The organism is Bradyrhizobium sp. UBA2491, assembly GCF_002341725.1.
Taxonomy (GTDB): Bacteria; Pseudomonadota; Alphaproteobacteria; order Rhizobiales; family Xanthobacteraceae; genus Bradyrhizobium.
This window is the reverse complement of sequence record NZ_DDOP01000065.1, coordinates 1-24,124: the sequence shown is the minus strand read 5'-3', so window position 1 is coordinate 24,124 and position 24,124 is coordinate 1. Positions and strand designations below refer to the sequence as shown.

At 65.7% G+C, this 24,124-nt stretch carries 26 protein-coding genes; 13 read left to right on the top strand and 13 right to left on the bottom strand.

The features are described from left to right. Together B2W55_RS21345 and nth are read right to left on the bottom strand one after the other, a co-directional pair. Positions 1-936: HlyD family secretion protein (locus B2W55_RS21345; protein ID WP_291532281.1), on the bottom strand; the 936-nt coding region annotated here is incomplete at its 3' end. Between the two features lie 135 nt (positions 937-1,071). Then, on the bottom strand, positions 1,072-1,869 hold the full coding sequence (gene nth / locus B2W55_RS21340) for an endonuclease III (protein ID WP_024584274.1): 798 nt from the start codon (positions 1,867-1,869) through the stop codon (positions 1,072-1,074). A 22-nt stretch (positions 1,870-1,891) separates the two neighbouring features. Here nth and B2W55_RS21335 point away from each other — a divergent pair, with 22 nt between their 5' ends. Both B2W55_RS21335 and B2W55_RS21330 read left to right on the top strand, forming a co-directional pair. Continuing rightward, positions 1,892-2,437, top strand: coding sequence for a DUF2244 domain-containing protein (locus B2W55_RS21335; RefSeq protein WP_024584273.1), 546 nt, complete (start codon positions 1,892-1,894; stop codon positions 2,435-2,437). Positions 2,438-2,548: 111 nt separating this feature from the next. Beyond that, a complete protein-coding gene (locus B2W55_RS21330) occupies positions 2,549-3,445 on the top strand; it encodes a methylated-DNA--[protein]-cysteine S-methyltransferase (protein WP_024584272.1) in 897 nt (298 codons plus the stop codon). A 95-nt stretch (positions 3,446-3,540) separates the two neighbouring features. On the opposite strand, the gene B2W55_RS21325 is transcribed toward B2W55_RS21330, so the two are convergent. The 8 genes from B2W55_RS21325 to dnaK all read right to left on the bottom strand — a co-directional run bounded on the left by B2W55_RS21325 (position 3,541) and on the right by dnaK (position 10,681). Beyond that, entirely contained in the window at positions 3,541-4,164 is a 624-nt protein-coding gene (locus B2W55_RS21325; RefSeq protein WP_024584271.1) for a 2,3-bisphosphoglycerate-dependent phosphoglycerate mutase, read from the bottom strand. Positions 4,165-4,212: 48 nt separating this feature from the next. Further along, the gene (gene dapB / locus B2W55_RS21320) at positions 4,213-5,025 is read right to left on the bottom strand and encodes a 4-hydroxy-tetrahydrodipicolinate reductase (RefSeq protein ID WP_024584270.1); all 813 of its coding nucleotides are present in this window, start codon (positions 5,023-5,025) and stop codon (positions 4,213-4,215) included. 66 nt (positions 5,026-5,091) lie between these two features. Continuing rightward, on the bottom strand, positions 5,092-5,394 hold the full coding sequence (locus B2W55_RS21315) for a DUF1330 domain-containing protein (RefSeq protein ID WP_024584269.1): 303 nt from the start codon (positions 5,392-5,394) through the stop codon (positions 5,092-5,094). A 23-nt stretch (positions 5,395-5,417) separates the two neighbouring features. After that, complete coding sequence (gene pyrF, locus B2W55_RS21310; RefSeq protein WP_024584268.1) at positions 5,418-6,140, bottom strand: orotidine-5'-phosphate decarboxylase; 723 nt, start codon at positions 6,138-6,140, stop codon at positions 5,418-5,420. Between the two features lie 6 nt (positions 6,141-6,146). Next, the gene (locus B2W55_RS21305; RefSeq protein ID WP_024584267.1) at positions 6,147-6,725 is read right to left on the bottom strand and encodes an NADPH-dependent FMN reductase; all 579 of its coding nucleotides are present in this window, start codon (positions 6,723-6,725) and stop codon (positions 6,147-6,149) included. Between the two features lie 50 nt (positions 6,726-6,775). Further along, complete coding sequence (locus B2W55_RS21300) at positions 6,776-7,378, bottom strand: class I SAM-dependent methyltransferase (RefSeq protein ID WP_024584266.1); 603 nt, start codon at positions 7,376-7,378, stop codon at positions 6,776-6,778. Between the two features lie 99 nt (positions 7,379-7,477). Beyond that, on the bottom strand, positions 7,478-8,608 hold the full coding sequence (dnaJ, locus tag B2W55_RS21295; RefSeq protein WP_024584265.1) for a molecular chaperone DnaJ: 1,131 nt from the start codon (positions 8,606-8,608) through the stop codon (positions 7,478-7,480). A gap of 171 nt (positions 8,609-8,779) precedes the next feature. Continuing rightward, complete coding sequence (dnaK, locus tag B2W55_RS21290; protein WP_024584264.1) at positions 8,780-10,681, bottom strand: molecular chaperone DnaK; 1,902 nt, start codon at positions 10,679-10,681, stop codon at positions 8,780-8,782. Positions 10,682-11,289: 608 nt separating this feature from the next. Between dnaK and B2W55_RS21285 the strand changes: the two genes are divergently transcribed. The 4 genes from B2W55_RS21285 (at position 11,290) to B2W55_RS21270 (ending at position 14,389) form a co-directional block, all read left to right on the top strand. Continuing rightward, on the top strand, positions 11,290-12,225 hold the full coding sequence (locus B2W55_RS21285) for a hypothetical protein (RefSeq protein ID WP_024584263.1): 936 nt from the start codon (positions 11,290-11,292) through the stop codon (positions 12,223-12,225). A gap of 80 nt (positions 12,226-12,305) precedes the next feature. Beyond that, positions 12,306-13,016, top strand: a complete 711-nt coding sequence (gene pncA / locus B2W55_RS21280; protein ID WP_024584262.1) for a bifunctional nicotinamidase/pyrazinamidase — start codon at positions 12,306-12,308, stop codon at positions 13,014-13,016. An 89-nt stretch (positions 13,017-13,105) separates the two neighbouring features. Further along, positions 13,106-13,891 carry an AraC family transcriptional regulator gene (locus B2W55_RS21275; protein WP_343206190.1) on the top strand — a complete coding sequence of 262 codons (786 nt, stop codon included), beginning with the start codon at positions 13,106-13,108 and terminating at the stop codon, positions 13,889-13,891. A 75-nt stretch (positions 13,892-13,966) separates the two neighbouring features. Beyond that, positions 13,967-14,389, top strand: a complete 423-nt coding sequence (locus B2W55_RS21270; RefSeq protein WP_029879996.1) for a VOC family protein — start codon at positions 13,967-13,969, stop codon at positions 14,387-14,389. A gap of 39 nt (positions 14,390-14,428) precedes the next feature. Here B2W55_RS21270 and grpE read toward each other — a convergent pair whose 3' ends face one another. Continuing rightward, positions 14,429-15,034, bottom strand: coding sequence for a nucleotide exchange factor GrpE (gene grpE / locus B2W55_RS21265; RefSeq protein ID WP_024584259.1), 606 nt, complete (start codon positions 15,032-15,034; stop codon positions 14,429-14,431). A 165-nt stretch (positions 15,035-15,199) separates the two neighbouring features. Further along, positions 15,200-16,288, bottom strand: coding sequence for a heat-inducible transcriptional repressor HrcA (hrcA, locus tag B2W55_RS21260; RefSeq protein WP_021078184.1), 1,089 nt, complete (start codon positions 16,286-16,288; stop codon positions 15,200-15,202). 171 nt (positions 16,289-16,459) lie between these two features. Here hrcA and rph point away from each other — a divergent pair, with 171 nt between their 5' ends. From rph to hemW, 3 genes are read left to right on the top strand one after another with little or no spacing between them, the layout of a single operon-like run. After that, positions 16,460-17,173: a ribonuclease PH gene (rph, locus tag B2W55_RS21255; protein WP_024584258.1), complete on the top strand. Its 714-nt coding sequence runs from the start codon at positions 16,460-16,462 to the stop codon at positions 17,171-17,173. Positions 17,174-17,184: 11 nt separating this feature from the next. Continuing rightward, complete coding sequence (gene rdgB, locus B2W55_RS21250; RefSeq protein ID WP_024584257.1) at positions 17,185-17,820, top strand: RdgB/HAM1 family non-canonical purine NTP pyrophosphatase; 636 nt, start codon at positions 17,185-17,187, stop codon at positions 17,818-17,820. Further along, positions 17,807-18,964 carry a radical SAM family heme chaperone HemW gene (gene hemW, locus B2W55_RS21245; protein WP_024584256.1) on the top strand — a complete coding sequence of 386 codons (1,158 nt, stop codon included), beginning with the start codon at positions 17,807-17,809 and terminating at the stop codon, positions 18,962-18,964. The genes rdgB and hemW overlap by 14 nt, the downstream gene beginning before the upstream one ends. 70 nt (positions 18,965-19,034) lie before the next feature. On the opposite strand, the gene B2W55_RS21240 is transcribed toward hemW, so the two are convergent. Continuing rightward, positions 19,035-20,240, bottom strand: a complete 1,206-nt coding sequence (locus B2W55_RS21240) for a penicillin-binding protein activator (protein WP_024584255.1) — start codon at positions 20,238-20,240, stop codon at positions 19,035-19,037. A gap of 218 nt (positions 20,241-20,458) precedes the next feature. On the opposite strand from B2W55_RS21240, the gene rsmI reads away from it, so the two are divergent. From rsmI to B2W55_RS21220, 4 genes are all read left to right on the top strand, one after another. Beyond that, positions 20,459-21,427 (top strand): 16S rRNA (cytidine(1402)-2'-O)-methyltransferase, encoded by a 969-nt coding sequence (gene rsmI / locus B2W55_RS21235; RefSeq protein WP_024584254.1) that lies wholly within the window; start codon positions 20,459-20,461, stop codon positions 21,425-21,427. Beyond that, positions 21,411-21,809: a YraN family protein gene (locus B2W55_RS21230; RefSeq protein ID WP_024584253.1), complete on the top strand. Its 399-nt coding sequence runs from the start codon at positions 21,411-21,413 to the stop codon at positions 21,807-21,809. The genes rsmI and B2W55_RS21230 overlap by 17 nt, the downstream gene beginning before the upstream one ends. A 30-nt stretch (positions 21,810-21,839) precedes the next feature. Next, positions 21,840-22,787: a glutathione synthase gene (gene gshB, locus B2W55_RS21225; protein WP_024584252.1), complete on the top strand. Its 948-nt coding sequence runs from the start codon at positions 21,840-21,842 to the stop codon at positions 22,785-22,787. A gap of 188 nt (positions 22,788-22,975) precedes the next feature. Then, entirely contained in the window at positions 22,976-23,947 is a 972-nt protein-coding gene (locus B2W55_RS21220; protein WP_024584251.1) for an MBL fold metallo-hydrolase, read from the top strand. Positions 23,948-24,124 lie beyond the last annotated feature (177 nt).

The following is a 24,124-nucleotide window of genomic DNA, read 5'->3' as shown; positions in this document are numbered from 1 at the left end:
GGCGTTGTCGGGCGGCAGCAGCGCGAATTGCGATCCGCTGGCCGGCGCGATGCGCTCGACGGTGCCGCGCAGCCTCTCACCGGAGAACGTGTCGACCGTGACCTCGACCGGCTGTCCCGGCTTGACGTTGGTGAGCTGGGTCTCCTTGTAGTTGGCGATCACATAGACGTTCGGCAGCGGCACGACATTGATCAGATTGGTGCCGATGTTGACGTAATCGCCCGGCTGCACCTGGCGCTCGCCGGTGACGCCGTCGAACGGCGCGACGATCCTGGTGTAGCCGAGCTTGAGCTTGGCCGACGCCAGCAGCGCCTTGGCGGCGTCGAGATCGGCGGCGCGTTGCTTCTTGGTGCCTTGCAGGACCTCGAGCTGATGGCGCTGCGCGGCGATCACCGCGCGGCTGGCCTTCACGTCGGCCTCCGCCTTGGCGTAGGAAGCCGTGGCCTGCTCGAGCCGCTGCCGCGTGCCGGCATCGGTTTGCGACAGCGACTGCTGACGGTCCTCCTCCTGCTTTGCCAGGGTCTGCTGCGCCTCGGCGGACAGCCGCGACGCCTCGGCCTGCGCGATGGTCGCATATTGCAGCTCGACCTGGTTGTTGAGGTTGTCGAGCGCTGCCTGGGCACCGACCACGCCGGCCTCGGCCTGCGCGACCTGCGCCTGGTAATCCGCAGGGTCGATCTGCACCAGGAGATCGCCGGCCTTGACGCGCTGGAAGTCGGAGACGGCAACCGTCAGCACTTCGCCCGAGACGCGGCTGGCGAGCTGCGTGAGCTCGGCCCGGACATAGGCATCATCTGTCGTCTGGATCGTGGCGCTGCCGACCCACGCGTTCCAGCGCGAGGTCGCCACGGCGACGAAGGCGAGCGCGACGAGCACCGCGAACAGCGGGATTGCGAAGCGGCGCCAGAAGCCTTTGGTTGCAGATTTCGGTGTCATTGGCGCTGTCGTGGGAGCAGGAGCCGGCTGGGCGACGCGTGAGACACCGTCTTGAACCTGCTCTGTCACGTTACACTCCTCAGTCACGCACCGGAACGCCGGACGAGCCTATTAGCACACCATGACGATCGTGACTCAGACGGTCTTCTCCGGCCACCGGCAGAGATCGTTGATCAGGCATACTTCGCAGCGCGGCCCACGCGCGAGGCAGGTGTAGCGGCCGTGCAGGATCAGCCAGTGATGGGCGTGCAGCATGAATTCGGTCGGGATCACCTTCTCCAACCCGAGCTCGACCTCGAGCGGCGTCTTGCCGGGTGCGAGGCCTGTGCGGTTGCCGACACGAAACACATGGGTATCGACCGCCATCGTGCGTTCACCGAACGCCATGTTGAGCACGACATTCGCGGTCTTGCGCCCGGCACCGGGCAGCGACTCGATCTCGACGCGGGTGCGCGGCACCTCGCTGCCGAACTCGGCGATCAACTTCTCCGAGAGCGCGATGACGTTCTTGGCCTTGTTGCGGTAGAGCCCGATCGTCTTGATGTAGTCGCGCACTCTGTCTTCGCCGAGCGCGAGCATCTTCTCCGGGGTGTCGGCCACCTCGAACAGCGGCCGCGTCGCCTTGTTGACGCCGGCGTCGGTCGCCTGTGCCGACAGCACCACCGCAACCAGCAGCGTGTAGGGATTGAGATGCTCGAGCTCGCCCTTCGGCTCCGGATTGGCCTTGCGGAACCGGTCGAAGGCCTCATAGACCTCCGCCGCCGTCCATGGCTTCGGCTTTGCAGCTTTCTTGGCCGCCTTTGCCGGCGCCTGCTTGGCAGGCTTCTTGGCCGCGGGTTTGGGCAGCGGCTTTGCCGCTTTCGCGGCCTTCTTGTTCGGCGCGGACCGAACGCTTGACGTGCTGGCGCGTTGAGAGCGGATGATTTTGGCCATGAACGGGGTATACTGACACGTCATGACCGCAGGCAACGACTTTGATCCCACGAGCGGCGCCGGGGATCGCGCTCCCGAGGCCGAGCCGAAACTGTTCTCGGCGCTGCTGACGCCGCATCGTTCGCTGAACCGCACCGGCTTCATCGTGCTGATGTCGTTCGTCACGGTGATCAGCTTCGTCGCCGGCGCGGTGTTCTGGTGGCTCGGCGCCTGGCCGATCTTCGGCTTCTTCGGCCTCGACGTGCTGGTGATCTACTGGGCGTTCAAGGTCAATTTCCGCACCGCCAGGGCCAGCGAAGAGATCACCGTGACGCCGTCGGAACTGCGCGTCCGCCGGGTCAGCCACCGCGGCCACGTCGCGGAATGGGTGCTCAATCCGCTCTGGGTGCGGTTCGAGCAGATCTCACATGAGGAGTTCGGCATCGAGCGGCTTTATCTGGTCTCGCGAGGCCGCCGGGTCAGCGTCGGCAGCTTCCTCGGTCCGGACGAAAAGGCCAGTTTCTCCAAAGCCTTGACCGCTGCGTTGAACGCCGCGAAACGCGGCCCTACCTACAACCCCATCATCTAATCGAGCTTTGCTTGAGCATGATCATGCCGGAAAACCGGTGCCCACTTTTCCGGATCATGCTTGTCAGAAATCGGGTGGTTTGGACGCGCCATGGCTCCTAAATCAGACACCATGATGACACTCGCCATACACGATCAGCGCCTGGCCAAGCCGGGCCTCCAGCACGCCGCGCTGCGCGACTATGATTCGGTGCGGCGCGCCATCGCCTTCATCTCGGAGCACTGGCGCACGCAGCCGACCATCGAAGCGATGGCCGATGCCGCTGCCGTCACGCCGGATGAGCTGCATCATCTGTTCCGCCGCTGGGCCGGGCTGACCCCGAAGGCCTTCATGCAGGCGCTGACTCTGGATCACGCCAAGAACCTGTTGCGCGATTCGGCCAGCGTGCTCGACGCGGCGCTCGACTCCGGCCTTTCGGGACCGGGCCGGTTGCACGATCTATTCGTCACCCATGAGGCGATGTCGCCGGGCGAATGGAAGACCGGCGGCGGCGGCATGACGCTGCGCTACGGCTTCCATCCCTCGCCGTTCGGCACCGCGATCGTGATCGCGACGGATCGCGGACTGGCGGGGCTTGCGTTCGCCGATCCCGGCGACGAGCAGACCGCATTCGCCGACATGAAACGGCGCTGGCCGAACGCGACCTATGTCGAGGACACCGACGGCACCAGCGCATTGGCGCAGCGCGTGTTCGACACCAGGCTGTGGCGCGCGGACCAGCCGCTGCGCGTCGTCTTGATCGGCACCGACTTCGAGGTCCGGGTGTGGGAAACGCTGCTCAGGATCCCGATGGGCCGCGCGGTGAGCTATTCGGACATCGCCAACAAGATCAGCAACCCGAAGGCCTCGCGCGCGGTCGGCGCCGCGGTCGGACGTAACCCGGTGTCATTCGTGGTGCCGTGCCATCGCGCGCTCGGCAAGAGCGGCGCGCTGACCGGCTATCACTGGGGCGTCACCCGCAAGCAGGCGATGCTCGGCTGGGAAGCCGGGCAGGTGGGATTGCATTGAGCGATTGTAGGATGGGTAGAGCGCAGCGAAACCCATCACTCGCGAAAAGAGGACGAAGATGATGGGTTTCGCTTCGCTCTACCCATCCTACCGTCCTACCCCGCCAGATCGACCTTCGACGCCACGGTCGAATCGGCATTGAGCCGATAGACCACCGGCGCGCCGGTGGCGAGTTCGCGCTTGAGGATCTGCTCCGGCGAAAGCTTCTCCAGCACCATGATCAGCGCGCGCAGCGAATTGCCGTGGGCGGCGACCAGCGTGCGCTGGCCGCGCAGCACGCCGGGCAGGATCTCCTGCACGTAATAGGGCAGCGTGCGCGCCAGGGTGTCCTTCAGGCTCTCGCCGCCGGGCGGCGGCACGTCGTAGGAGCGGCGCCAGACCAGCACCTGGTCCTCGCCCCACTTCTTGCGGGCGACGTCCTTGTTGAGGCCGGAGAGATCGCCATAGTCGCGTTCGTTGAGCGCGAGATTCTTCGTCGTCGGCAGCCCGGTCTGGCCGATCTCCTCCAGCATCAGCTTCAGCGTGTGCTGGGCCCGCGTCAGGTCGGAGGTGAAGGCGACATCAAACGACAGGCCCTGCGCCTTGAGCTTGCGGCCGGCGTCCTTCGCTTCGCCGACGCCTTGCTCGGTGAGGTCGGGGTCCTTCCACCCGGTGAACAGGTTCTTCAGATTCCATTCGCTCTGACCGTGACGAACGAGCACGAGAAGACGATCACTCATTTCAGATTCCGTTTTCGCTTTGGCTGGATTTGATCTCGTCGAGCGATCTCAGTCGTTCAACCCGAGAACGTCGGTCATCGAATACATGCCGGGCTTCTTGCCATGCGCCCACAGCGCCGCCTTCAGCGCGCCTTGTGCGAACAGCGCGCGATCCTCGGCATGATGCGACAGCGTGATGCGTTCCGAGGGTCCGGCAAAGATCACGCTGTGATCGCCGGCGGCGGTGCCGCCGCGCAGCGAAGCGAAGCCGATGTCGCCGGCACGCCGGGCGCCGGTGAGGCCGTCGCGGCCGCGTGCCGAATGCTGCTCGAGCGCGATCTTGCGTCCCGCAGCGGCGGCTTCGCCGAGCATCAGGGCGGTGCCCGACGGCGCATCGATCTTGGACTTGTGGTGCATTTCGAGAATTTCGATGTCGAAGCCCTGGTCGAGCGACTGCGCGACGCGCTTGACGAGCGCGGCGAGCAGATTGACGCCGAGGCTCATATTGCCCGACTTCACCACGATGGCGCGATTGGTGACGCTCCTGATCACCGCATCGTCGGACGGCGACAGGCCGGTGGTGCCGATGACGTGGACCAGGCCACGCTCGGCCGCAATCGCGACATTGGCGATGGTGGCGGCCGGCACGGTGAAATCCAGGATGCCGTCGGCGTTGGCCGACATCGACCACAGGTCGGCCGACAGCTTGACCCCATTGGCGGGGAGCCCGGCCAGCACGCCGGCGTCCTTGCCGAGCAGCTCCGAGCCCGGCGCTTCCAGCGCGCCGACCTGCACCGCCCCCGGGGTTTCATCAATCACCCGCGCCAGCGTGCGGCCCATCCGGCCGCCGGCTCCCGCAACAATCAGACGCATGTCAGCCATGGCTCACCTCTCAAAGCCGTATAGCGAGCCATGGCTGTTCCGGCAACCGAACCGGCCGCCCGACGGTCAGGGTTGCGGGCCGTCATAGCCCTCGATGACGATCAGGTCGGCGATCGAATGCGGCTGCCGCACCTTGATGTTGGCCTGGTACTCCGGCGAATTGTAGCAGGCCATCGCGGTTGCGTAGTCGGGGAATTCGATCACGACATTGCGGGAGCGGCTCTGGCCCTCGACGCAGTTGAGCTGGCCGCCGCGGACCACGTAACGGCCGCCGAACTTCTTGAAGATCGCGAGATTGGCGACCGCGTAGGGCTTGTAGCCCTCGTCATTGTGAACGTCGACGCGTCCGATCCAGTATCCCTTCGCCATCTGTCTTCTCCCTTGTTGCAGGTTCAGGCGAGCGCCTGGGCGATTTCGGCTTGAATGGCTTCGGCCGCGGCCTTCGGATCGGCGGCGTCCATCACCGGACGTCCGACCACCAGATAGTCGGCGCCGGCGGCGATGGCGCGGGCCGGGGTCATGATACGCTTCTGGTCGCCGGTCGCCGCGCCCGCGGGGCGGATCCCCGGCGTCACCAGGTGCATCCGATCGCCGACGATTATGCGCAGCGCAGCCGCCTCCTCGGGCGAGCTGACGAGGCCGTCGACACCCAGCGCCAGCGCCTGCCTGGCGCGCGCCTCGACGAGGTCGGAGACGTTGAGGCGATAGCCTGCCGCCTGAAGGTCGGCCTCGTCGTAGGAGGTCAGGACCGTCACCGCGAGGATCTTCAGGCTGGTGCCGGCGCGGGCCTCGACCGCCGCTTTCATGGTCTGCGGATAGGCATGCACGGTGAGAAAGGTCGCGCCGAGACCGGCGACGCTCTCGACGCCGCGCGCGACCGTGTTGCCGATGTCGTGCAGCTTGAGATCGAGAAAGATCTTCTTGCCGCTGCCGGCAAGCTGCTTGGCCAACGCGAGGCCACCGGCGTAACCGAGCTGATAGCCGATCTTGTAGAAGGTGACGCTGTCGCCGAGCCTGTCGATCATCGCCTCGGCGCTCGCGACCGACGGCAGATCGAGCGCCACAATCAACCGGTCCTTCGGAGCGATCCCTGGAATGATCTTGGCTGGCTGCATGTCACCTCACATCATGCGTTGGGAATGGTCGATCAGCTGCCGCACCAGTGCCCGCATCGCGTCGATGTCGGCCTGGTGTTTCAGGCGATCCATATCGTCATAGGCCTGCTCGGCGAATGACAGCGCGAGCTGGTTCGGGATCACGCTCGCGTAGCAGGCCGACAGGATCAGGCGCAGCGCCGCCAGCGCACGGCTGCCGCCGAGCCGGTTGCCGGATGCCGCGGCGATCGCGAACACCCGCTCGCGGAACACCTGGCCGCGCGTCTCGTGCGGATCCTGCACGCGGCTGATCCAGTCGATCGTGTTCTTCACCAACGCCGGCACCGAGGAATTGTATTCCGGGGTCACGATCAGCACGCCGTGATGGGCGCCGATCATCCGCTTCAGGTTGACGGCGTGCTGCGGCACGCCCGATTTGGCCTGCAGGTCGCCGTCATAGATCGGCAGCGGGAAATCGCCGAGCGAGATGCGACCGACGTCGGCCCCCAGCTGCGCGAGCTCGTGCGCCAGCACGGCGGCGAGCTTCGCATTGAGCGAGCCGGACCGAAGCGATCCCGGGATCACGAGGATTTTCAGCGCGGACATTCAGGACATCGCGGTTGGGACCCGCCCGGCGCGATGACGCAAGGCGCGTTTCAGCCCTTGCGATACACCCAGACCCGCGCGGGCGGAAGGTTCATCCAGATCCGCTCCGAGGCCTCTGTGGACACGCCCGGCAGCGACTTCGGAATCGGCGGCACCACCGAATAGGTGAACTGCACGAAGGGCGCGCCGGGGGCGAGCGCCAGGAAGGCGTCGCGGACCAGTTTCAGGCGGGTCAGCATCGGCTTGGTGACCAGCGGCAGGCCGGAGACCACGGCCGAGGCCGGAGACTTCATGACGTCCCACAGCGTGTCGCGCAACCGGTAGGCGTCACCCTGCACCACCTTGGCCTGCGGATAGCGTTCGCGCAGCAACGCGCAGAAACCGGGATTGTACTCAACCAGGACGAGACGCTTCTGATCGACGCCATGCTCGATCAGCGCATTGGTGATCGCCCCGGTGCCTGGTCCAAGCTCGACGACCGGCCCTTCGGCGTCACGATCGACATATTGCGCCATGGTGCGCGCAAGCAGCCGTCCGGACGGCATCACCGCGCCCATGTGCAGCGGTTTCTCAATCCATGAACGGAGAAAACGAACCTCGTCGTCGAGACGGAGGGGCTTCTTCGACGCACGCACGGACGATTGCAAAGGCATGTCGCTACCAGGCGGGGACCGCACAATCGAGCGGTTGTCAGAAAACAGTCATAAACACGTATAGATCGAAGTCGTTACGGTCAAGCGCAACGACTTCGACTAGACGGCGCGGTTGCCGAAGAAGTCCTTGACCTTAGAGAAGAAACCCGCTGCCTCCGGCTGGGTTGCGCCGGACGAGAGTTTTTCGAACTCCATCAGCAATTCCTGCTGTTTCTTGGTCAGATTCTGCGGGGTTTCGACCACAACCTGGACGTACATGTCGCCGGTCTGGCGCGACCGGAGCACCGGCATGCCCTTTGATGCGATGCGGAATCGCCGGCCGGACTGGGTGCCGGACGGCACCTTCACCTTGGTCTTGGCCTTGTCGATGGTCGGCACCTCGAACTCACCGCCGAGCGCCGCGGTCACCATCGAGATCGGCACGCGGCAATGCAGATCGGCACCGTCGCGCTGGAAGAACTGATGGGTGGTCAGCGACAGGAAGATGTAGAGATCGCCGGGCGGTCCGCCGCGCACGCCGGCCTCGCCTTCGCCGGCGAGACGAATGCGGGTGCCGTCCTCGACTCCCGGGGGAATGTTGACCGACAGCGTGCGCTCGCGCGTCACCCGGCCAGAACCGGCGCAGGAGGTGCAGGCGTCCTCGATCATCTGGCCGCGGCCCTGACAGGCGGGGCAGGTCCGCTCCAGCGTGAAGAAGCCCTGGGCCTGCCGGATGCGGCCGGCGCCACCGCAATGCGAGCAGGTCTTCGGCTTGGTGCCGGCCTTGGCGCCAGTGCCCGAGCAGGATTCGCAGGTGACCGAGACCGGGATCTCGATCTGCGCGGTCTTGCCCTGGAAGGCTTCCTCCAGCGTGATCTCCATGTTGTAGCGCAGGTCGGCGCCGCGCTCGCGGCCGCCGCTACTGCGGCGCTGCCCGGCCATGCCGAACAGATCCTCGAAGATGTCGGAGAAGGAGGAGGCGAAGCCGGCGCCGAAGCCGGGCCCGCCGCCACCCATGCCCTGCTCGAAGGCGGCATGGCCGAAGCGGTCATAGGCGGCGCGCTTGTCGCCGTCCTTCAGGACCTCATAGGCTTCGTTGATTTCCTTAAAGCGGACTTCGCTCGAGGCGTCGCCGGGATTCTTGTCCGGATGCCACTTCATCGCGAGCTTGCGGAAAGCCGATTTGAGCTTGGTCTCGTCCGCGTTCCGTTCGACCTCGAGGGTCTCGTAGTAGCAGCGCTTGGTGGACATCCTTCAATTCCGTCCGAAGTTCATCGCGATCGCCAAAAGATTGCGTTCAGGATCGCGTCAAGGATTGCGCCTGTCTGGAAGATGCAGCGATCGCCTTAAAGAAAAATGACCCCCACTCCTCCGAGACGCGGCGCGTGCTCTTTGGTGTGAGGGTCATGATCGCAAGCCCGCTTAGGCAGACTTCTTGCTGTTCTTGTCGTCGTCGACCTCGGTGAACTCCGCGTCGACAACGTCATCCTTGGCAGCGTCCTTGGCCGCATCGGCCTCGGCCTGCTGCTTGTACATGGCCTCGCCCAGCTTCATCGAAGCCTGCGCCAGCGTGTTGGTCTTGGCCTTGATCGCCTCGGCGTCGTCGCCCTTCAGCGCTTCCTTGAGGTCGCTGACGGCATCCTCGATCGCGCGGCGCTCGGTGTCGGCGATCTTCGAACCGTGTTCGGCCAGGGCCTTCTCGGTCGAATGGACCAGGCCATCGGCGTGGTTCTTGGCGTCGACCGCCTCGCGGCGCTTCTTGTCCTCGGCCGCGTTGACCTCGGCGTCCTTGACCATCTTGTCGATGTCGGCCTCGGACAGACCGCCGGATGCCTGGATCCGGATCTGCTGTTCCTTGCCGGTCGCCTTGTCCTTGGCGGAGACGTTGACGATGCCGTTGGCGTCGATGTCGAAGGTCACCTCGATCTGCGGCATGCCGCGCGGCGCCGGCGGAATGCCCATCAGGTCGAACTGGCCGAGCATCTTGTTGTCGGCCGCCATTTCACGCTCGCCCTGGAAGACGCGGATGGTCACGGCGCCCTGATTGTCTTCGGCGGTCGAGAACACCTGGCTCTTCTTGGTCGGGATCGTGGTGTTGCGGTCGATGATGCGGGTGAACACGCCGCCCAGCGTCTCGATGCCCAGCGACAGCGGGGTCACGTCGAGCAGCAGCACGTCCTTGACGTCGCCTTGCAGCACGCCGGCCTGGATCGCAGCGCCGATCGCGACGACTTCATCGGGGTTGACGCCCTTGTGCGGCTCCTTGCCGAAGAACTGCTTCACCACTTCCTGGATCTTCGGCATGCGGGTCATGCCGCCGACCAGCACCACTTCGCCGATCTCGCCGGCGGTCAGGCCGGCATCCTTCAGCGCCTTGCGGCACGGCTCGATGGTCTTCTCGACGAGATCGGCCACCAGCGCCTCGAACTTGGCGCGGGTCAGCTTCATCGTCAGATGCTTCGGACCGGTCTGGTCGGCCGTGATGAACGGCAGGTTGATTTCGGTCTGCGTGGTCGACGACAGCTCGATCTTGGCCTTCTCCGCAGCTTCCTTCAGGCGCTGCAAAGCGAGCTTGTCGTTGCGCAGGTTGATGCCCTGCTCCTTCTGGAACTCGTCGGCGAGATAACCGACCAGGCGCATGTCGAAATCTTCGCCGCCGAGGAAGGTGTCGCCGTTGGTCGACTTCACCTCGAACACGCCGTCGCCGATTTCGAGGATCGAGACGTCGAAGGTGCCGCCGCCGAGGTCGTACACGGCGATCGTGCCGGCCTTGGTCTTGTCGAGGCCGTAAGCCAGTGCGGCAGCGGTCGGCTCGTTGATGATGCGCAGCACCTCAAGGCCGGCGATCTTGCCGGCGTCCTTGGTGGCCTGACGCTGCGCGTCGTTGAAATAAGCGGGAACGGTGATGACGGCCTGATCGACCTTCTGGCCGAGATGCGCCTCAGCGGTCTCCTTCATCTTCTGCAGGATGAAGGCCGAGACCTGCGAGGGCGAATAGGTCTTGCCATCGGCTTCGACCCAGGCGTCGCCGTTCGATGCCTTGACGATCTTGTAGGGAACGAGCTTCTTGTCCTTCTCGACCATCGGGTCGTCATAGCGGCGGCCGATCAGGCGCTTCACCGCAAAGAACGTACGCTCGGGATTGGTCACCGCCTGGCGCTTCGCCGGCTGGCCGACGAGGCGCTCGCCATCGTCAGTGAAGGCAACGATCGACGGCGTCGTTCGCATGCCCTCGGCATTCTCGATCACCTTGGCGTTCTTGCCATCCATTACGGCGACACACGAATTCGTGGTGCCGAGGTCGATCCCAATGACCTTACCCATGGTTTTCAAATCCTCTTTGTTACGGCAGGTTGGTTGGGCCCTGACGGCGCTCCGTACCGACCCCCAGACGTTCACATACTCGCGATATTGCGACGGTGAGCCTGATATAGGAGAGAGGGTCCTGCCCGCAAGGACTGGACGCAACGTTGAGGCCTGAAAAGACTGACGTTTGAAAGATTGTGTCAGTTCGCCTGCGGCACCGGTTCAAGCCCGAGCCAGCCCCAAGCCAGCTCCAAGCCAGCTCCTGGCCAAGTTAACAAATCGGCAATGATGCCGGGCGGCGTCGACCGCGAGCGGCCGCGCGCGACGTCACGGCTGTTGAGTGAACGCTCACAAACGTCGTATGCGAGAGCGGCGCACAGGTCGAGGGCGCGCTGTTTGGCCGCTGCCGGCCGCAGCTGACCTCTTTCACGGAAACCTCAGGAAACTGCAAAGTGCCTGCCAATCAGGCGAAAAGCCAACGGAATCGGGCCGACAGGCCCGGAGCGGAGATTTGGCGGCCTGTTGCAGGGCCATCAAAACCGCTAAAAGCGGTCCGACTGAAAGAGGCCATCCAGCCCTGCACCGGCCCCGCTGCGCGGCCACCAAGCAAAACCGGTAGATCCCCCATGACGCCTTTTCGAGTTCTCGTTGCGGTTGCCTTGCTGATTGCTGCCACCTGTCGTGGCTTCGCCGCCGACGTGGTGTTTCCGCCGGGCGCGCATGTCGGGATGAAACCGCTGGTGGGTCTCGTCCGCGCCAAGACGTTCATCGGCTTCGAGACCGAGGACCAGGGCGTGAAGGTCTTGATCGCCGACTTGCCGGCAGATGCCTATACCGAGGTCGTGAATGCCTTCAAGGCGAACCCCGCCGGCACCGGCGGCATCAAGCCCGAGAGCCTCGAGACCGCCGCCGGCGTTGCCTACTACACGGTGGAGAGCGCGCGCGACGGCGCGACCAATGTGCGGCGCTATTCCATGATCCTGCCGGGACCGACCTTCTCCGGCTACGTCGCGGTGCAGGTGCCGGAGAACGCCAGCAAGATCTACACCGACGACGCCGTGCGACAGATGTTCGCCTCGGCCGAAGTCCGCAAGGACGTGCCGGTCGACGAGCAGCTCGGCATGATGCCGTTCAAGGTCACCGAGCTCAGCGGCTTCAAGAATATCCGCATGCTGGCGCCGGGCGCGGCGCTGCTGATGGCCGACGGCGACGACAAGGGCCTCGAGGCCAAGCCCTTCATGCTGCTTGGCATCATCGGTTCGGCTCCGGCCACGCCCGACGACCGTGGCCGCTTCGCCCAGCAGATCGCGACCACGATCCCCGGCGTACGCGACGGCCGCATCACCATGTCCGAGCCGATCCGGATCGAGGGTCAGCCCGGCTTCGAAACCCGGATCGACGCCGTCAGCGGCAAGGACAACACCCCGGTGACCATCGTGCAGTGGCTGCGGTTCGGCGCGCAAACCTCGATGCGCATCATCGGCAGCTCGCCGCGCACCGATTGGGAGACCGCCTTCCCACGTTTCCGCGCGGTGCGCGACGGCATCCAGCCGCGCGGCTGATCGCCAAAAAATCGGACTTCCGCTGGTCAGCGAACGGAACTAGCCTCCTCGCGATATCACGCAAAGCGAGGAGGGGCGCGATGTTGGATCGACGACAGGTTGTTGCAGGCCTCGGCACAATGGCGCTTGCGACGCTGGTTCCAAGGAGCCTATGGGCCGCTGCGATCAAGCCTGACGATGGCTCCGCGCTGCTCGTGATCGACGTCCAGAACTGCTTCCTGCCGGGCGGCAGCCTCGCCGTGAAAGACGGCGAGCAGGTCGTGCCGGTCATCAACAAGATCGCCAAGCACTTTGCCAATGTGGTGATGACGCAGGATTGGCACACGCCCGGTCATGTCTCGTTCGCCTCGGCCCACACCGGCAAGAAGCCGTTCGAGACCATCGACCTCGCCTATGGCAAACAGGTGCTGTGGCCCGACCATTGCGTGCAGGGAACAGACGGCGCCTCGCTGTCGAAGGAACTCGCGATCCCGCAAGCCGAGCTGATCATCCGCAAGGGTTTTCACAAGGACGTCGACAGCTACTCGGCGTTCACCGAGGCAGATGGCAAGACCACCACGGGACTTGCCGCTTATCTGAAGGCGCGCAAGGTCGAGCGGGTGTTCGTGGCCGGGCTCGCCACCGATTTCTGCGTGGCGTGGACCGCGCTCGATGCGCGCAAGGCCGGCTTCGAGACCTATGTGGTGGAGGATGCCTGCCGCGGCATCGACACCCAGGGATCGCTCGCCAAGGCCTGGGACGACATGGCCAAGGCCGGCGTCAAGCGCATCCAGTCGGCCGACATCGCATAGGCATATCACGCGAGGTCCGCATGGCCGAGCCCGCGGCCCCCGTTGAATTCGACTTCGTGCGGCGCCCGCCATCGCCACGAATGGCGGGCATGATTGTCGGGATCACGGGCTATCGTGAGACGGTTGCAGGCCGATTCGTCCACTGCCAGACGGCGCCGCTGATCGTGCCTTTCATTGTCAGCTTCGGCTCGCCCTATTTGATCGCGCTTGCGCGGCGGCCCGAGGCGTCGGACCGGCAGCTCAGCTTCGCCGCGGGCCTGCACACGGGGCCGGTCTATATCGAATCCGATGGTCGCGCCGAAAGCGTGCAGGTGGATTTCACGCCGCTCGGTGCCTATCGCTTCTTCGGCGGCACCATCACCGAGCTCGCCGGGCGGATGGTCGATCTCGGCGACGTGCTCGGCCACGAGGGACGGCGGCTCCGCGAACGGCTCGGCAATACGACCTGCTGGCAGCGGCGCTTCGACCTGATCGAGGACTTCGTGCTCCGTCGCGCGAACCATGCGCCATCGCCTGAGATCGCTTCCGCCTATCGCAGGCTGGCGCGATCCGCCGGCAGGATCCGGATCACGACGCTCGCCGCCGATATCGGGTGGAGCCGCAAGCACCTCGTCGACCGCTTTCGATCGGAGCTCGGCCTCGCCCCCAAATCGCTGGCGCGGATGATGCGCTTCCACCAGGCCTGCCGGATCGCCCAGCGCGGCGGGCCGCGCGCCTGGGCGGCGATCGCGGCGGAAACCGGCTATGCCGACCAGGCCCATCTGGTCCGCGAGTTCGTCGAATTCGCCGGGGAACCGCCGACGGCATGGGCGCGCCGGCTGGCGATGACCGACAGCCGGCTGGCGCATTCCGGCGATCTGCTGGCGGACCGGTAACAAACCTTCAAGCCGGCGACGCATCGCCTTGCGCATGGTGGCGCCATCGGCGACCAACATGGGACACGCGCAATCATGAGCAATATCGAACCGCCCCGCATCTACCCGACGATCCGTTGCAGGGATGCCGAGGCGATGGTCGGCTGGTTGAAGGCGGCATTCGGGTTCACCGAGTACGTCGTCTACCGCCACGATGGAGTGATCCATCACGCCGAGCTGGCCTACGGTTCCTCGATCCTGATGCTCGGCCAGAGCCGCGACGACGACTATGGCAAGCTGGTCGGGGACATCGGCGGCCGCCGCACCGATTCGATCTACGTCGCGGTCGACGATCCCGACGCCCTGCATGCGAAGGCCAAGGCGGCGGGGGCGACAATCGAAATGGAACTGCGCGACACCGACTATGGCAGCCGTGACTTTGCCTGCCGTGACCCGGAAGGAAATCTCTGGAACTTCGGCACCTATTGGCCGAAGGCGCATGAGAAGCCGCCGTCGTGAATCCACGACAGCGCGCTTATGACTCGCAGGTTGGACGGATCAGACCGTGATGTCGGCACTGGGGGCCGACTTGGCGCCGCCCTTGGAGACGCCGACCAGCGCCGGACGCAGGATGCGCTCGCCGATCATGTAGCCGGCCTGCACGACCTGCACCACGGTGCCTGATGGCACCGATGCGTCAGGCACCTCGAACATCGCCTGCTGGAAGTTCGGATCGAACTTCTCGCCGATCGGATCGAACTTCTTGACGCCGTTCTTCTCCAGCGCGTTGAGCAGCGAACGCTCGGTCAGCTCGACGCCCTCGAGCAGCGCGTTCAGGCCGGGATCGGCGGCTTCCTTGGTCTCGGCCGGCACCGCATCGAGCGCGCGTTGCAGATTGTCGGCGATGTCGAGCACGTCGCGGGCAAAGCCCGTGATGCCGTAGGTCTTGGCGTCGGCGACCTCGCGGCGGGTGCGCTGACGGAGGTTCTCCATCTCGGCCAGCGTGCGCAGCGTGCGGTCCTTGGCCTCGGCGAGTTCCTTGGCCAGCGCCTCTGATGATCCCGCCTCGGGATCGTCGGGCATGATGTAGGGCTTCGAAACCACGGGCTCACCCGTCGGCGCCGAATTCTCGCTGTTGTCATTGGCCCGGTTCGGATCGGTCATGGCTTGCCTTCTCGAAAACTCGCGTCGGTTCAAATCTTGGGGATTGCTTGCCGGGATATCGTGCTTTGGGCGGCGAAAATCAAGCGTAACCTACCGGCTTGAGGCACCGGGATCCCCGGTGCGGGTGCAGGAAACCAGTCAAATGCAAGCCAAATCCACCTCCGGTCAGCCGCCCAGCATCTTGCTGACGATGCGCGCGGCATAATCCACCGTCGGGATCACCCGCGCATAGTTCAGCCGGGTCGGCCCGATCACGCCGAGTACGCCGACGATCCGGCCCTGGGCGTCGCCATAGGGCGCGATGATGGTCGAGGAACCCGACAGCGAGAACAGCTTGTTCTCCGAGCCGATGAAAATCCGCACGCCCTCGCCGCGCTCGGCGCGGCCAAGCAGATCGATCACGCCGCGCTTGGTCTCGAGATCGTCGAACAGCGATTTGATCCGCTCGAGATCATCGAGCGCATGCAAATCCTCCAGCAGATTGGCGTGACCGCGCACGATCAGCTGGCGGTCCTCGCTCTCGCCACCGGACCAGCTCGCGATGCCGGCCGCGACGACCTTCTGCGTGAGCTGGTCGAGCTCGGCGCGGTTTTGCGTCAATGCGGTCTCGAGCTCGAGCCGCGCTTCGGCCAGCGTCCGGCCGCGGATCCGCGCATTGAGGAAATTGGTCGCTTCCGTCAGGGCCGAGGACGGCACGCCGGGCGGCAGCGCCAGCACGCGATTCTCGACCTGGCCGTCTTCGCCGACCAGCACGACCAGCGCCTTCTCCGGCTCCAGCCGCACGAATTCGATATGCTTCAGCCGCGCATTCGACTTCTGCGTCAGCACCACGGCCGCGGCGCGGGTCAGGCCCGACAGCCGCGTCAACGCCTCGCCAAGCGCCGCCTCGACGGATTGCGCACGGCCGACGGCGGCAAGCTGGGTCTGGATCGACTGCCGCTCGGCCTCGGTAAGGTCGCCGACCTGCATCAGGGCGTCGACGAAGAAACGCAGGCCGAGTTCGGTCGGCAACCGGCCCGCCGAGGTGTGCGGCGCGTAAATCAGGCCGAGCTGCTCGAGATCCGACATCACGTTGCGGACCGAGGCCGGCGACAGCGGTAATGCGATCAGGCGCGAGATGTTGCGCGAACCAACCGGCTCGCCGGTGGCGAGATAGCTTTCGACGATTTGACGAAAAATGTCGCGCGACCGCTCGTTGAGCTGGGCCAGCCCGGCATGCGGCGCGATCAGGCCGATCGGATCGTGATGAGTCACACTCCAGTCCCTCGCAATTGCTGCCTAATTTGTCGCTCCGGGAGGCCGGTGACAAGCGCGCATTCGGCGCTCCGGGACCGGTCCATCCCGGGGACCAAAAACCCTTGCCGCTGCCCCTTCCCCCTCCTACAAGCACGCCCAGCCATATCTCTGGGATTTTTGGAGGATTTCATGCGGCCAAGCCGCCGTGCACCCGATGAACTGCGTCCCGTGTCGCTGGAACGCGGCGTCGTCAAATATGCCGAGGGTTCCTGCATGGTGAAGTTCGGCGACACCCATGTGCTGGTGACGGCGACCTTGGAAGAGCGGTTGCCGCCATGGCTGAAGGGCCAGGGCCGCGGCTGGGTCACCGCCGAATACGGCATGCTGCCGCGCGCCACGCTGGAACGCACCCGCCGCGAGGCCTCCGCCGGCAAGCAGGGCGGCCGCACGGTCGAGATCCAACGGCTGATCGGCCGCTCGCTGCGCGCCGCGGTTGATCTCGAAGCGCTCGGCGAGCGCCAGATCACGGTCGATTGCGACGTCATCCAGGCCGATGGCGGCACCCGCACCGCCTCGATCACCGGCGCCTGGGTGGCGCTGGCCGACTGCATCAACTGGATGAAGACCCGCAACATGCTGAAGGCCAACGTGTTGCGCGACAATGTGGCGGCGATCTCCTGCGGCATCTACCAGGGCACGCCGGTGCTCGATCTCGACTATGCCGAGGATTCCGAGGCCGACACCGACGCCAATTTCGTCATGACCGGCGACGGCCGCATCATCGAGGTGCAGGGCACCGCCGAGAAGACGCCGTTCTCGCAGGACGAATTGCTGGCGCTGATGGCGCTGGCGCGCAAAGGTGTCGCGCGTCTGGTCGACTTGCAAAAGATCGCGGTGGCGTAGTCTGATTGGTCATGCATCGCCGAATCACCGGAAGGCTCGTCATCGCCACTCATAATCCCGGCAAGCTTGCCGAGATGCGGGAACTGTTGGCGCCGCACGGCGTCGAGGCGGTGTCGGCCGGCGAGCTCGGCCTTGCCGAGCCCGAGGAGACCGGCGACAGTTTTCGCGCCAATGCGGCGATCAAGGCCATCGCCGCGGCGAAGGCGACCGGCTTGCCGGCCTTCGCCGACGATTCCGGCCTTGTGGTCGACGCGCTCGACGGCGCCCCGGGGATCTACTCGGCGCGCTGGGCCGGCGAGAGCAAGGACTTCATGGCGGCGATGACGCGGATCGAGCGCCTGTTGCAGGAGCGCGGCGCCACAACATCCGAGCAGCGCAAGGCGCATTTCGTCTCGGCGCTGTGCGTGGCGTGGCCCGACGATCATCTCGAAGAGGTCGAGGCTCGCGTCGACGGAACGCTGGTCTGGCCGCCGCGCGGCACCGCCGGCTTCGGCTATGATCCGGCGTTCCTGCCCAACGGCCATACGCGGACGTTCGGCGAGATGACCAGCATCGAGAAGCACGGCCTGCCGCCGCACGGGCTCGGCCTGTCGCATCGCGCCCGCGCCTTCGTGAAGCTCGCGGAGATCTGCCTTGAGCCACGCTGAACGAACAGCATTCGGCGTCTACGTGCACTGGCCGTTCTGCCTGTCGAAGTGCCCGTATTGCGATTTCAACAGCCATGTCCGGCACGCGCCGGTCGACGAAGATCGTTTCGTGCGCGCCTTCGCCCGCGAGATCGAGACCACCGCCGCGCGGGTGCCGGGACGCGAAGTCACATCGATCTTCCTCGGCGGCGGCACGCCCTCGCTGATGCAGCCGCAGACCGTTGGCGCCGTGCTCGATGCGATCGGCAAACACTGGTCGGTCGCACGCGACGTCGAGGTCACGCTGGAGGCCAATCCGACCAGCGTCGAGGCGACGCGCTTTCGCGGCTATCGCGCCGCCGGCGTCAACCGCGTCTCGCTCGGCGTGCAGGCGCTCGACGATGCGTCACTGAAGGCATTGGGCCGCCTACATACGGCGCGCGAGGCGCTCGACGCGGTCGCGATCGCGCGCTCGGCGTTCGATCGCTATTCATTCGACCTGATCTACGCCCGTCCAGACCAGACGCCGCTGATGTGGGCCGATGAATTGAAGCAGGCGATCTCGGAAGCCGCCGAGCATCTGTCGCTCTATCAGCTCACGATCGAGGAAGGCACGCCGTTCTTCGGACTGCACGCCGCCGGCAAATTGCAGACGCCGGACGAGGCGACGTCGCGCGTACTCTACGACGTCACGCAGGAGGTCTGCGCCCGCGAGGGCTTGCCGGCCTATGAGATCTCCAACCACGCCCGCCCCGGCGCGGAGTGCAAGCACAATCTGGTCTACTGGCGCGGTGAGGAATATGCCGGCATCGGTCCCGGCGCGCATGGCAGGCTCGACATCGATGGCGTCAGGCATGCGACCGCGACCGAGCGGCGTCCCGAAGCCTGGCTGTTGAACGTCGAGGAACGCGGCCATGGCGTCGTCAGCGATGACAGCCTGAACAGCGAAGAGCGCGCCGACGAGTTCCTGCTGATGGGACTGCGGCTGGTCGAGGGTATCGATCCGAAGCGCTATGCGCAGCTCTCCGGTCGCGCGCTCGATCCGCAGCGGATCACGCTGCTGCGCGAGGAGGGTGCGATCGCGGTCGATGCCGACGGCCGGCTGCGCGTGACCAAGTCGGGATTTCCGGTGCTCGACGCCGTGGTCGCGGATCTCGCGGCCTAAATATCGAAAACAACCCCATGCAAAGCAGGGCGCCGGCGCTCGGCGAGGCAGCTCGACCGCCGGACGACGATCAAGCCCCAAAACTCTTCGGCGAGCCTGCTACCGGCGTGCCGCCGCCGGACGCCACCTTCATGACCGCAAGGCCGCGCTCATTGGTGCCGTCGGAGCGGAAGCGGAACAGACCATCGATGCCGGCAAAGCCGGAGGGATTGGTCAGCGTCTCCGGCGCGAAACGTTGCGCGCCCTGGGTGCGCGCCAGCGCCGCCATCAGCGCCACCGCATCATAGGCCAGCGTCGAGGTGCGGACCGGTTCGCCGCCATATTTGGCGCGGTAGCGGCCGGCGAAGCTGCGGAAGCCGGAGGGATCCGGGGCCGCATAGAGGCCGCCCTGCAAGGCGGGGCTCGCAAACACCCGCGGATTGTCCCACAGACCGGTGCCGAGGAGCTGGATGTTGCGCAGATTGGCGCCGGCCGCGGTCAGCGCGTCGGCGGTGGCGACCACCGAATCGCCATCGTCGGCAATCAACAGCGCGTCGGCCTGGCCTAGCGCCTGCGCCACCGTCCGCGCCGCGGCCGCGCGATCGGCGCCATATTTCTCGAAGGCGACGACGCGGCCGTTCTTGCGCCCGGCCGCCTGCTTGAACGCGGCCTCGACCACGTTGCCATAGGCATTGTCGGGCACCATCGCGGCGAACGAGCGCTTGCCGATGCTGGCGGAGTAATCGACGATCCGGTTGATGTCGGACTCCGGCAGGAAGCTCAGCAGATAGACGCCGTGGCCGGCCACGCTCGAATCGGTGGAGAACGCGATCACCGAGGTTCCGCGTGGCCGCGCCAGTTGCGCAACGGGAGGCACCGAGGCAGCGAACAGCGGTCCCAGGATGATCTCCGCGCCCTCCGCCAAGGCCTGCTGGGCCCCCTGACCGGCGCCCTGCGGGCTGCCGCCGTCGTCCTTGATCAGGAGCTGGATGTTCGGGTTCTGGAATTCCGCGAGCGCCATTTCCGCCGCGTTGCGCATCGACTGGGCGGCGAGCCCGGCATTGCCGGCGGCCGACAGCGGCAGGATCAGTCCGATCTTGACCTGCCCGGTGCCGACCGCCTGCGGTTGTTGCGGCGGGCCGGACGGACCAGCCTCGGGGTTACCGCTGGAAAATTGGCTCAGGCTCTGCTGGACGCCCGAACAGGCCGTCAGCAGCGGCGCGCCCAAAAGGAGGCCAAGCGCGGTCCGCCGGGTCGTGCCCGACGGCAGTGACGTGCGGTGATGCGGGCCTGCCATCGTCTCTCTTCTCTTGGCCGACCGGGATCGGCCAGGACTCCATCCGGCTCGGATGAGGCGGGTGGATTCAGGCATATTGTCGGCGAATAGTTAACTAAAACAAAAGGATTATGTCCCTGCGGCGCCGTTGCCGCGGCTTCCATTTCTCGCGACCGGCAGCCGTCCGCCGCCGCGATGCGGATGTGGCGCAAGGGCTGCCATCCCTTTAGATTGGCATTATGCGCGCAAAAGCCAGTTCCCTCCACCATCCGGACGCCACGGCGGGCGCTGCGGCCAAGACTTTGGCCAAGACCTTTTCGATCGGCGGCCAGCAACTGGCCGTGCCAAGGGCCGCACCCGGGCTGCATCTGGTGGCGACCCCGATCGGAAATCTCGCCGACATCACCCTGCGCGCGCTGGAGACGCTGGCCGGCGTCGACGTCATCGCCTGCGAGGACACCAGGATCACCCGCCGGCTGACCGAGCGTTACGCGATCAGTGCCGAGCTCGCGCTCTATCACGAGCACAACGCGGCGCAGGCGCGGCCCAAGATCCTGGAGCGGCTGGCACAGGGCGCCGCGATCGCGCTGGTGTCCGACGCCGGCACGCCGCTGATCTCCGATCCCGGCTTCAAGCTGGTGCGCGAGGTCTGCGCCGCCGGGCATGCCGTCATTGCGGTGCCCGGGCCGTCATCGGTGCTGACGGCGCTATCGGTCGCGGCGCTGCCGACCGACCGGTTCTTCTTCGAGGGATTCCTGCCGGCCAAGGAGCACGCGCGCCGCGCACGGCTGAGCGAGCTCGCCCGGATCGATTCGACGCTCGTGATGTTCGAATCCGGCAATCGCGTGCAGGACACGCTGCGCGACCTCGCCGCGATCATGGCCGGGCGTGATGCGGCAATCTGCCGCGAGCTCACCAAGCTGCACGAGGAGGTCAAGCGCGCGCCGGTCGCCGAGCTTGCAGCCGGCGCGGACGCGCTGGAGACCCGCGGCGAGTTCGTGCTGGTGATCGGGCCGCCGGCCGACGATGCCGGGGTGATGGACGAGAATTCGCTCGACGATCTGCTGCGCGCGCAACTCGCCCGCGGCAGCGTCAAGGATGCGGTCGCCCACGCGGTCGAGCTGTCGGGCCGGCCGCGCCGCGAGGTCTATGCGCGCGCGCTCGAGCTCGCGAAAGCCATCGGGGACCGTGATGGCCAAACCTGGTAGTGCCAAGACTGACAGCGCCTCGCCCGAGCGCGTCGCCGCATTCCGCACCGGCATCTCGGCCGAAAGCCGCGCCGCGGCGCTTCTGATCGCCAAGGGCTATCGCATCCTGGCAAGGCGCTTCCGCACGCCCTATGGCGAGATCGACCTCGTCGCACGCAAGCGCAATCTCGTCGCCTTCGTCGAGGTCAAGGCCCGTGCCAGCCTCGATGAAGCCGCCTATGCCGTGACGCCGCGCCAGCAGCAGCGCATCGTCAATGCCGCCCAGGCCTGGCTGATGGCGCATCCCGAACATGCCGAATTTGATCTCAGATTCGACGCCGTGCTGATTGCGCCGAAGAGCCTGCCGCGCCATCTGTTAGCGGCATTCGACGCAAGCCCTTGAAGCTACCCTCAGACCTCGCGGGACACACCTATGAAATTGAAGATCGCCGTCCAGATGGATCCTATCGCGCGCATCAACATCCGCGGCGATTCCACCTTTGCGCTGCTGCTCGAGGCGCAGAAGCGCGGCCACGGCATCTCCTACTACACGCCCGACAAGCTGTCGCTGCGCGGCGAGGAGCTGGTGGCGCCGGTGCAGCCGCTCACCGTGCGCGACGAGGTCGGCAATCATTTCACGCTCGGTGAAGCAAAGCGCGAGGCGCTGAACGGCTTCGACGTCGTGCTGCTGCGGCAGGATCCGCCGTTCGATCTCGCCTACATCACTTCGACGCACTTTCTGGAGCGCATCCATCCAAACACCCTTGTCGTCAACAACCCGGCTAGCGTGCGCAACGCGCCGGAAAAGCTGTTCGTGATGAACTTCCCGCAGCTGATGCCGCCGACCCTGATCTCGCGCGACCTCGACGAGATCAACGCCTTCCGCGACCAGCACGGCGCCGTCGTCATGAAGCCGTTGCACGGCCATGGCGGCGCCGCGGTGTTCCGCGTGATGCCGCAGGACATGAACTTCGGCTCGCTGTTCGACATGTTCTCAGTCACCTTCAAGGAGCCCTGGGTGATCCAGCGCTTCCTCCCCGAGGTGAAGCATGGCGACAAGCGCATCATCCTGGTCGACGGCGAGTTCGCCGGCGCCGTCAACCGCGTGCCGGCGGCGGATGACCTGCGCTCCAACATGGTGCGCGGTGGCGCGGCCAAGGCGACCGAGCTGTCGGATCGCGAGCGCGAAATCTGCGCGACGCTCGGACCGGCGCTGCGCGAGCGTGGCCTGCTGTTCGTCGGCATCGACGTGATCGACGGCAATCTGACCGAGATCAACGTCACCTCGCCGACCGGCATCCGCGCCATTCAACGGCTCAATGGCCCCGACGTCGCAGCGATGATCTGGGATACCATCGAGAAGAAGCGCGCCGCCAAATAACCGCTCTGTTGTGCGCCGCACATGTCGGTTGAAATCCACCTAGATTTCAACCGCGCATTCGTTCGCCTTATTCTACTTGCCAGCTTGCGCCGGCGAGCGCAGCATCCTGTTGCCTGCGTCAGGTCAAGCGGCGGGCCAACGCGGGCGACAACGCGACAATCTCATAAAAATTGTGGAGGAAGAACGTTATGACGCTCAATGTCTCACGACGATCCTTGCTCGCGCTCGGCGCCGGTCTCGGCGCCAGCACACTCCTCGGCGGCACCGCGCAGGCGCGTGCGCCGAAGCTCGGCACACAGACTCCCTATTGGCACCGTTTCGTGCTCGGCGACGCCGAAGTGACCGTCGTCTCCGACGGCCCGCTTCCGCTCGGCGATCCCTCCGGCACCTTCACCGGCGTGCCGAAGGAAGAGGTGAAGAAGATGCTGTCCGACAACTTCCTCTCGCCCGACAATGTCGTGCTCGAGCAGAACTCGCCGATCGTCAACATGGGCGACAGGCTGATCCTGTTCGATACCGGCATGGGAACCTCGCAGGCGTTCGGCCCGACCACCGGGCGGCAACAGAAGAGCATGAAGGAAGCCGGCATCAGGCCGGAGGACATCGACGCCGTCGTGCTGTCGCACGCGCATATCGACCACATCGGTGGCATCGTCGATGCCAACAACAAGCCGCTGTTCCCGAACGCGCAGTACTACATCGCGCAGAGCGATCTCGATTTCTGGACCGACGAAGGCAAGATGGGCAGTCCGTTGAAGGACTTTGTCGTGCACGCCCGCAAGAACCTGTTGCCGGTGCGCGACCGCATCGTGTTCTTCAAGGATGGCCAGGAATTCCTGCCCGGCGTCCAGGCGATCGCGGCGCCCGGCCACACCGTGGGCCACACCATCTTCATGGTGAGCTCGGGCGGCAAATCCTTCGCCTTCCTCGGCGACCTGTCGCATCACGCGGTGCTGCTGCTGGAGCGGCCGCGGATGGAGTTCTCCTACGACACCGATCCGAAGCAGGCGGCGGCCTCGCGGGTCAAGCTGCTGGAGACGCTGGCCGTGAACAGGACGCCTGTCATGTCCTATCACTTCGCCTGGCCGGGCTACGGCCACGTCGCCAAGGCCGGCGAGGGCTACCACTATTATCCCGAGCCGATGCAGATGACGCTGTGACCGGCTGACGACGACGAGGCATTCGGGAGCGGCTGCCGCTCCCGAATGCACGATCGGGCCATGCACGCCAAAGCGCGCTGAGTTTTGGTTGCATCGGTTGGGCGCGGTCTCGGTCCACCTCTCGCCGGCGGGGAGAGGTCGGTGCGAAGTGCCCGGTGAGGGCTCTTGCTCTCTCGA

What these genes read in the sequence shown, in the direction of transcription:
- nth (WP_024584274.1), bottom strand. Translation starts at nt 1,869, where the DNA reads ATGGCCAAAATCATCCGCTCTCAACGCGCCAGCACGTCAAGCGTTCGG.
- B2W55_RS21335 (WP_024584273.1), top strand. Translation starts at nt 1,892, where the DNA reads ATGACCGCAGGCAACGACTTTGATCCCACGAGCGGCGCCGGGGATCGC.
- B2W55_RS21330 (WP_024584272.1), top strand. Translation starts at nt 2,549, where the DNA reads ATGATGACACTCGCCATACACGATCAGCGCCTGGCCAAGCCGGGCCTC.
- B2W55_RS21325 (WP_024584271.1), bottom strand. Translation starts at nt 4,164, where the DNA reads ATGAGTGATCGTCTTCTCGTGCTCGTTCGTCACGGTCAGAGCGAATGG.
- dapB (WP_024584270.1), bottom strand. Translation starts at nt 5,025, where the DNA reads ATGGCTGACATGCGTCTGATTGTTGCGGGAGCCGGCGGCCGGATGGGC.
- B2W55_RS21315 (WP_024584269.1), bottom strand. Translation starts at nt 5,394, where the DNA reads ATGGCGAAGGGATACTGGATCGGACGCGTCGACGTTCACAATGACGAG.
- pyrF (WP_024584268.1), bottom strand. Translation starts at nt 6,140, where the DNA reads ATGCAGCCAGCCAAGATCATTCCAGGGATCGCTCCGAAGGACCGGTTG.
- B2W55_RS21305 (WP_024584267.1), bottom strand. Translation starts at nt 6,725, where the DNA reads ATGTCCGCGCTGAAAATCCTCGTGATCCCGGGATCGCTTCGGTCCGGC.
- B2W55_RS21300 (WP_024584266.1), bottom strand. Translation starts at nt 7,378, where the DNA reads ATGCCTTTGCAATCGTCCGTGCGTGCGTCGAAGAAGCCCCTCCGTCTC.
- dnaJ (WP_024584265.1), bottom strand. Translation starts at nt 8,608, where the DNA reads ATGTCCACCAAGCGCTGCTACTACGAGACCCTCGAGGTCGAACGGAAC.
- dnaK (WP_024584264.1), bottom strand. Translation starts at nt 10,681, where the DNA reads ATGGGTAAGGTCATTGGGATCGACCTCGGCACCACGAATTCGTGTGTC.
- B2W55_RS21285 (WP_024584263.1), top strand. Translation starts at nt 11,290, where the DNA reads ATGACGCCTTTTCGAGTTCTCGTTGCGGTTGCCTTGCTGATTGCTGCC.
- pncA (WP_024584262.1), top strand. Translation starts at nt 12,306, where the DNA reads ATGTTGGATCGACGACAGGTTGTTGCAGGCCTCGGCACAATGGCGCTT.
- B2W55_RS21275 (WP_343206190.1), top strand. Translation starts at nt 13,106, where the DNA reads ATGATTGTCGGGATCACGGGCTATCGTGAGACGGTTGCAGGCCGATTC.
- B2W55_RS21270 (WP_029879996.1), top strand. Translation starts at nt 13,967, where the DNA reads ATGAGCAATATCGAACCGCCCCGCATCTACCCGACGATCCGTTGCAGG.
- grpE (WP_024584259.1), bottom strand. Translation starts at nt 15,034, where the DNA reads ATGACCGATCCGAACCGGGCCAATGACAACAGCGAGAATTCGGCGCCG.
- rph (WP_024584258.1), top strand. Translation starts at nt 16,460, where the DNA reads ATGCGGCCAAGCCGCCGTGCACCCGATGAACTGCGTCCCGTGTCGCTG.
- rdgB (WP_024584257.1), top strand. Translation starts at nt 17,185, where the DNA reads ATGCATCGCCGAATCACCGGAAGGCTCGTCATCGCCACTCATAATCCC.
- B2W55_RS21240 (WP_024584255.1), bottom strand. Translation starts at nt 20,240, where the DNA reads ATGGCAGGCCCGCATCACCGCACGTCACTGCCGTCGGGCACGACCCGG.
- rsmI (WP_024584254.1), top strand. Translation starts at nt 20,459, where the DNA reads ATGCGCGCAAAAGCCAGTTCCCTCCACCATCCGGACGCCACGGCGGGC.
- B2W55_RS21230 (WP_024584253.1), top strand. Translation starts at nt 21,411, where the DNA reads ATGGCCAAACCTGGTAGTGCCAAGACTGACAGCGCCTCGCCCGAGCGC.
- gshB (WP_024584252.1), top strand. Translation starts at nt 21,840, where the DNA reads ATGAAATTGAAGATCGCCGTCCAGATGGATCCTATCGCGCGCATCAAC.
- B2W55_RS21220 (WP_024584251.1), top strand. Translation starts at nt 22,976, where the DNA reads ATGACGCTCAATGTCTCACGACGATCCTTGCTCGCGCTCGGCGCCGGT.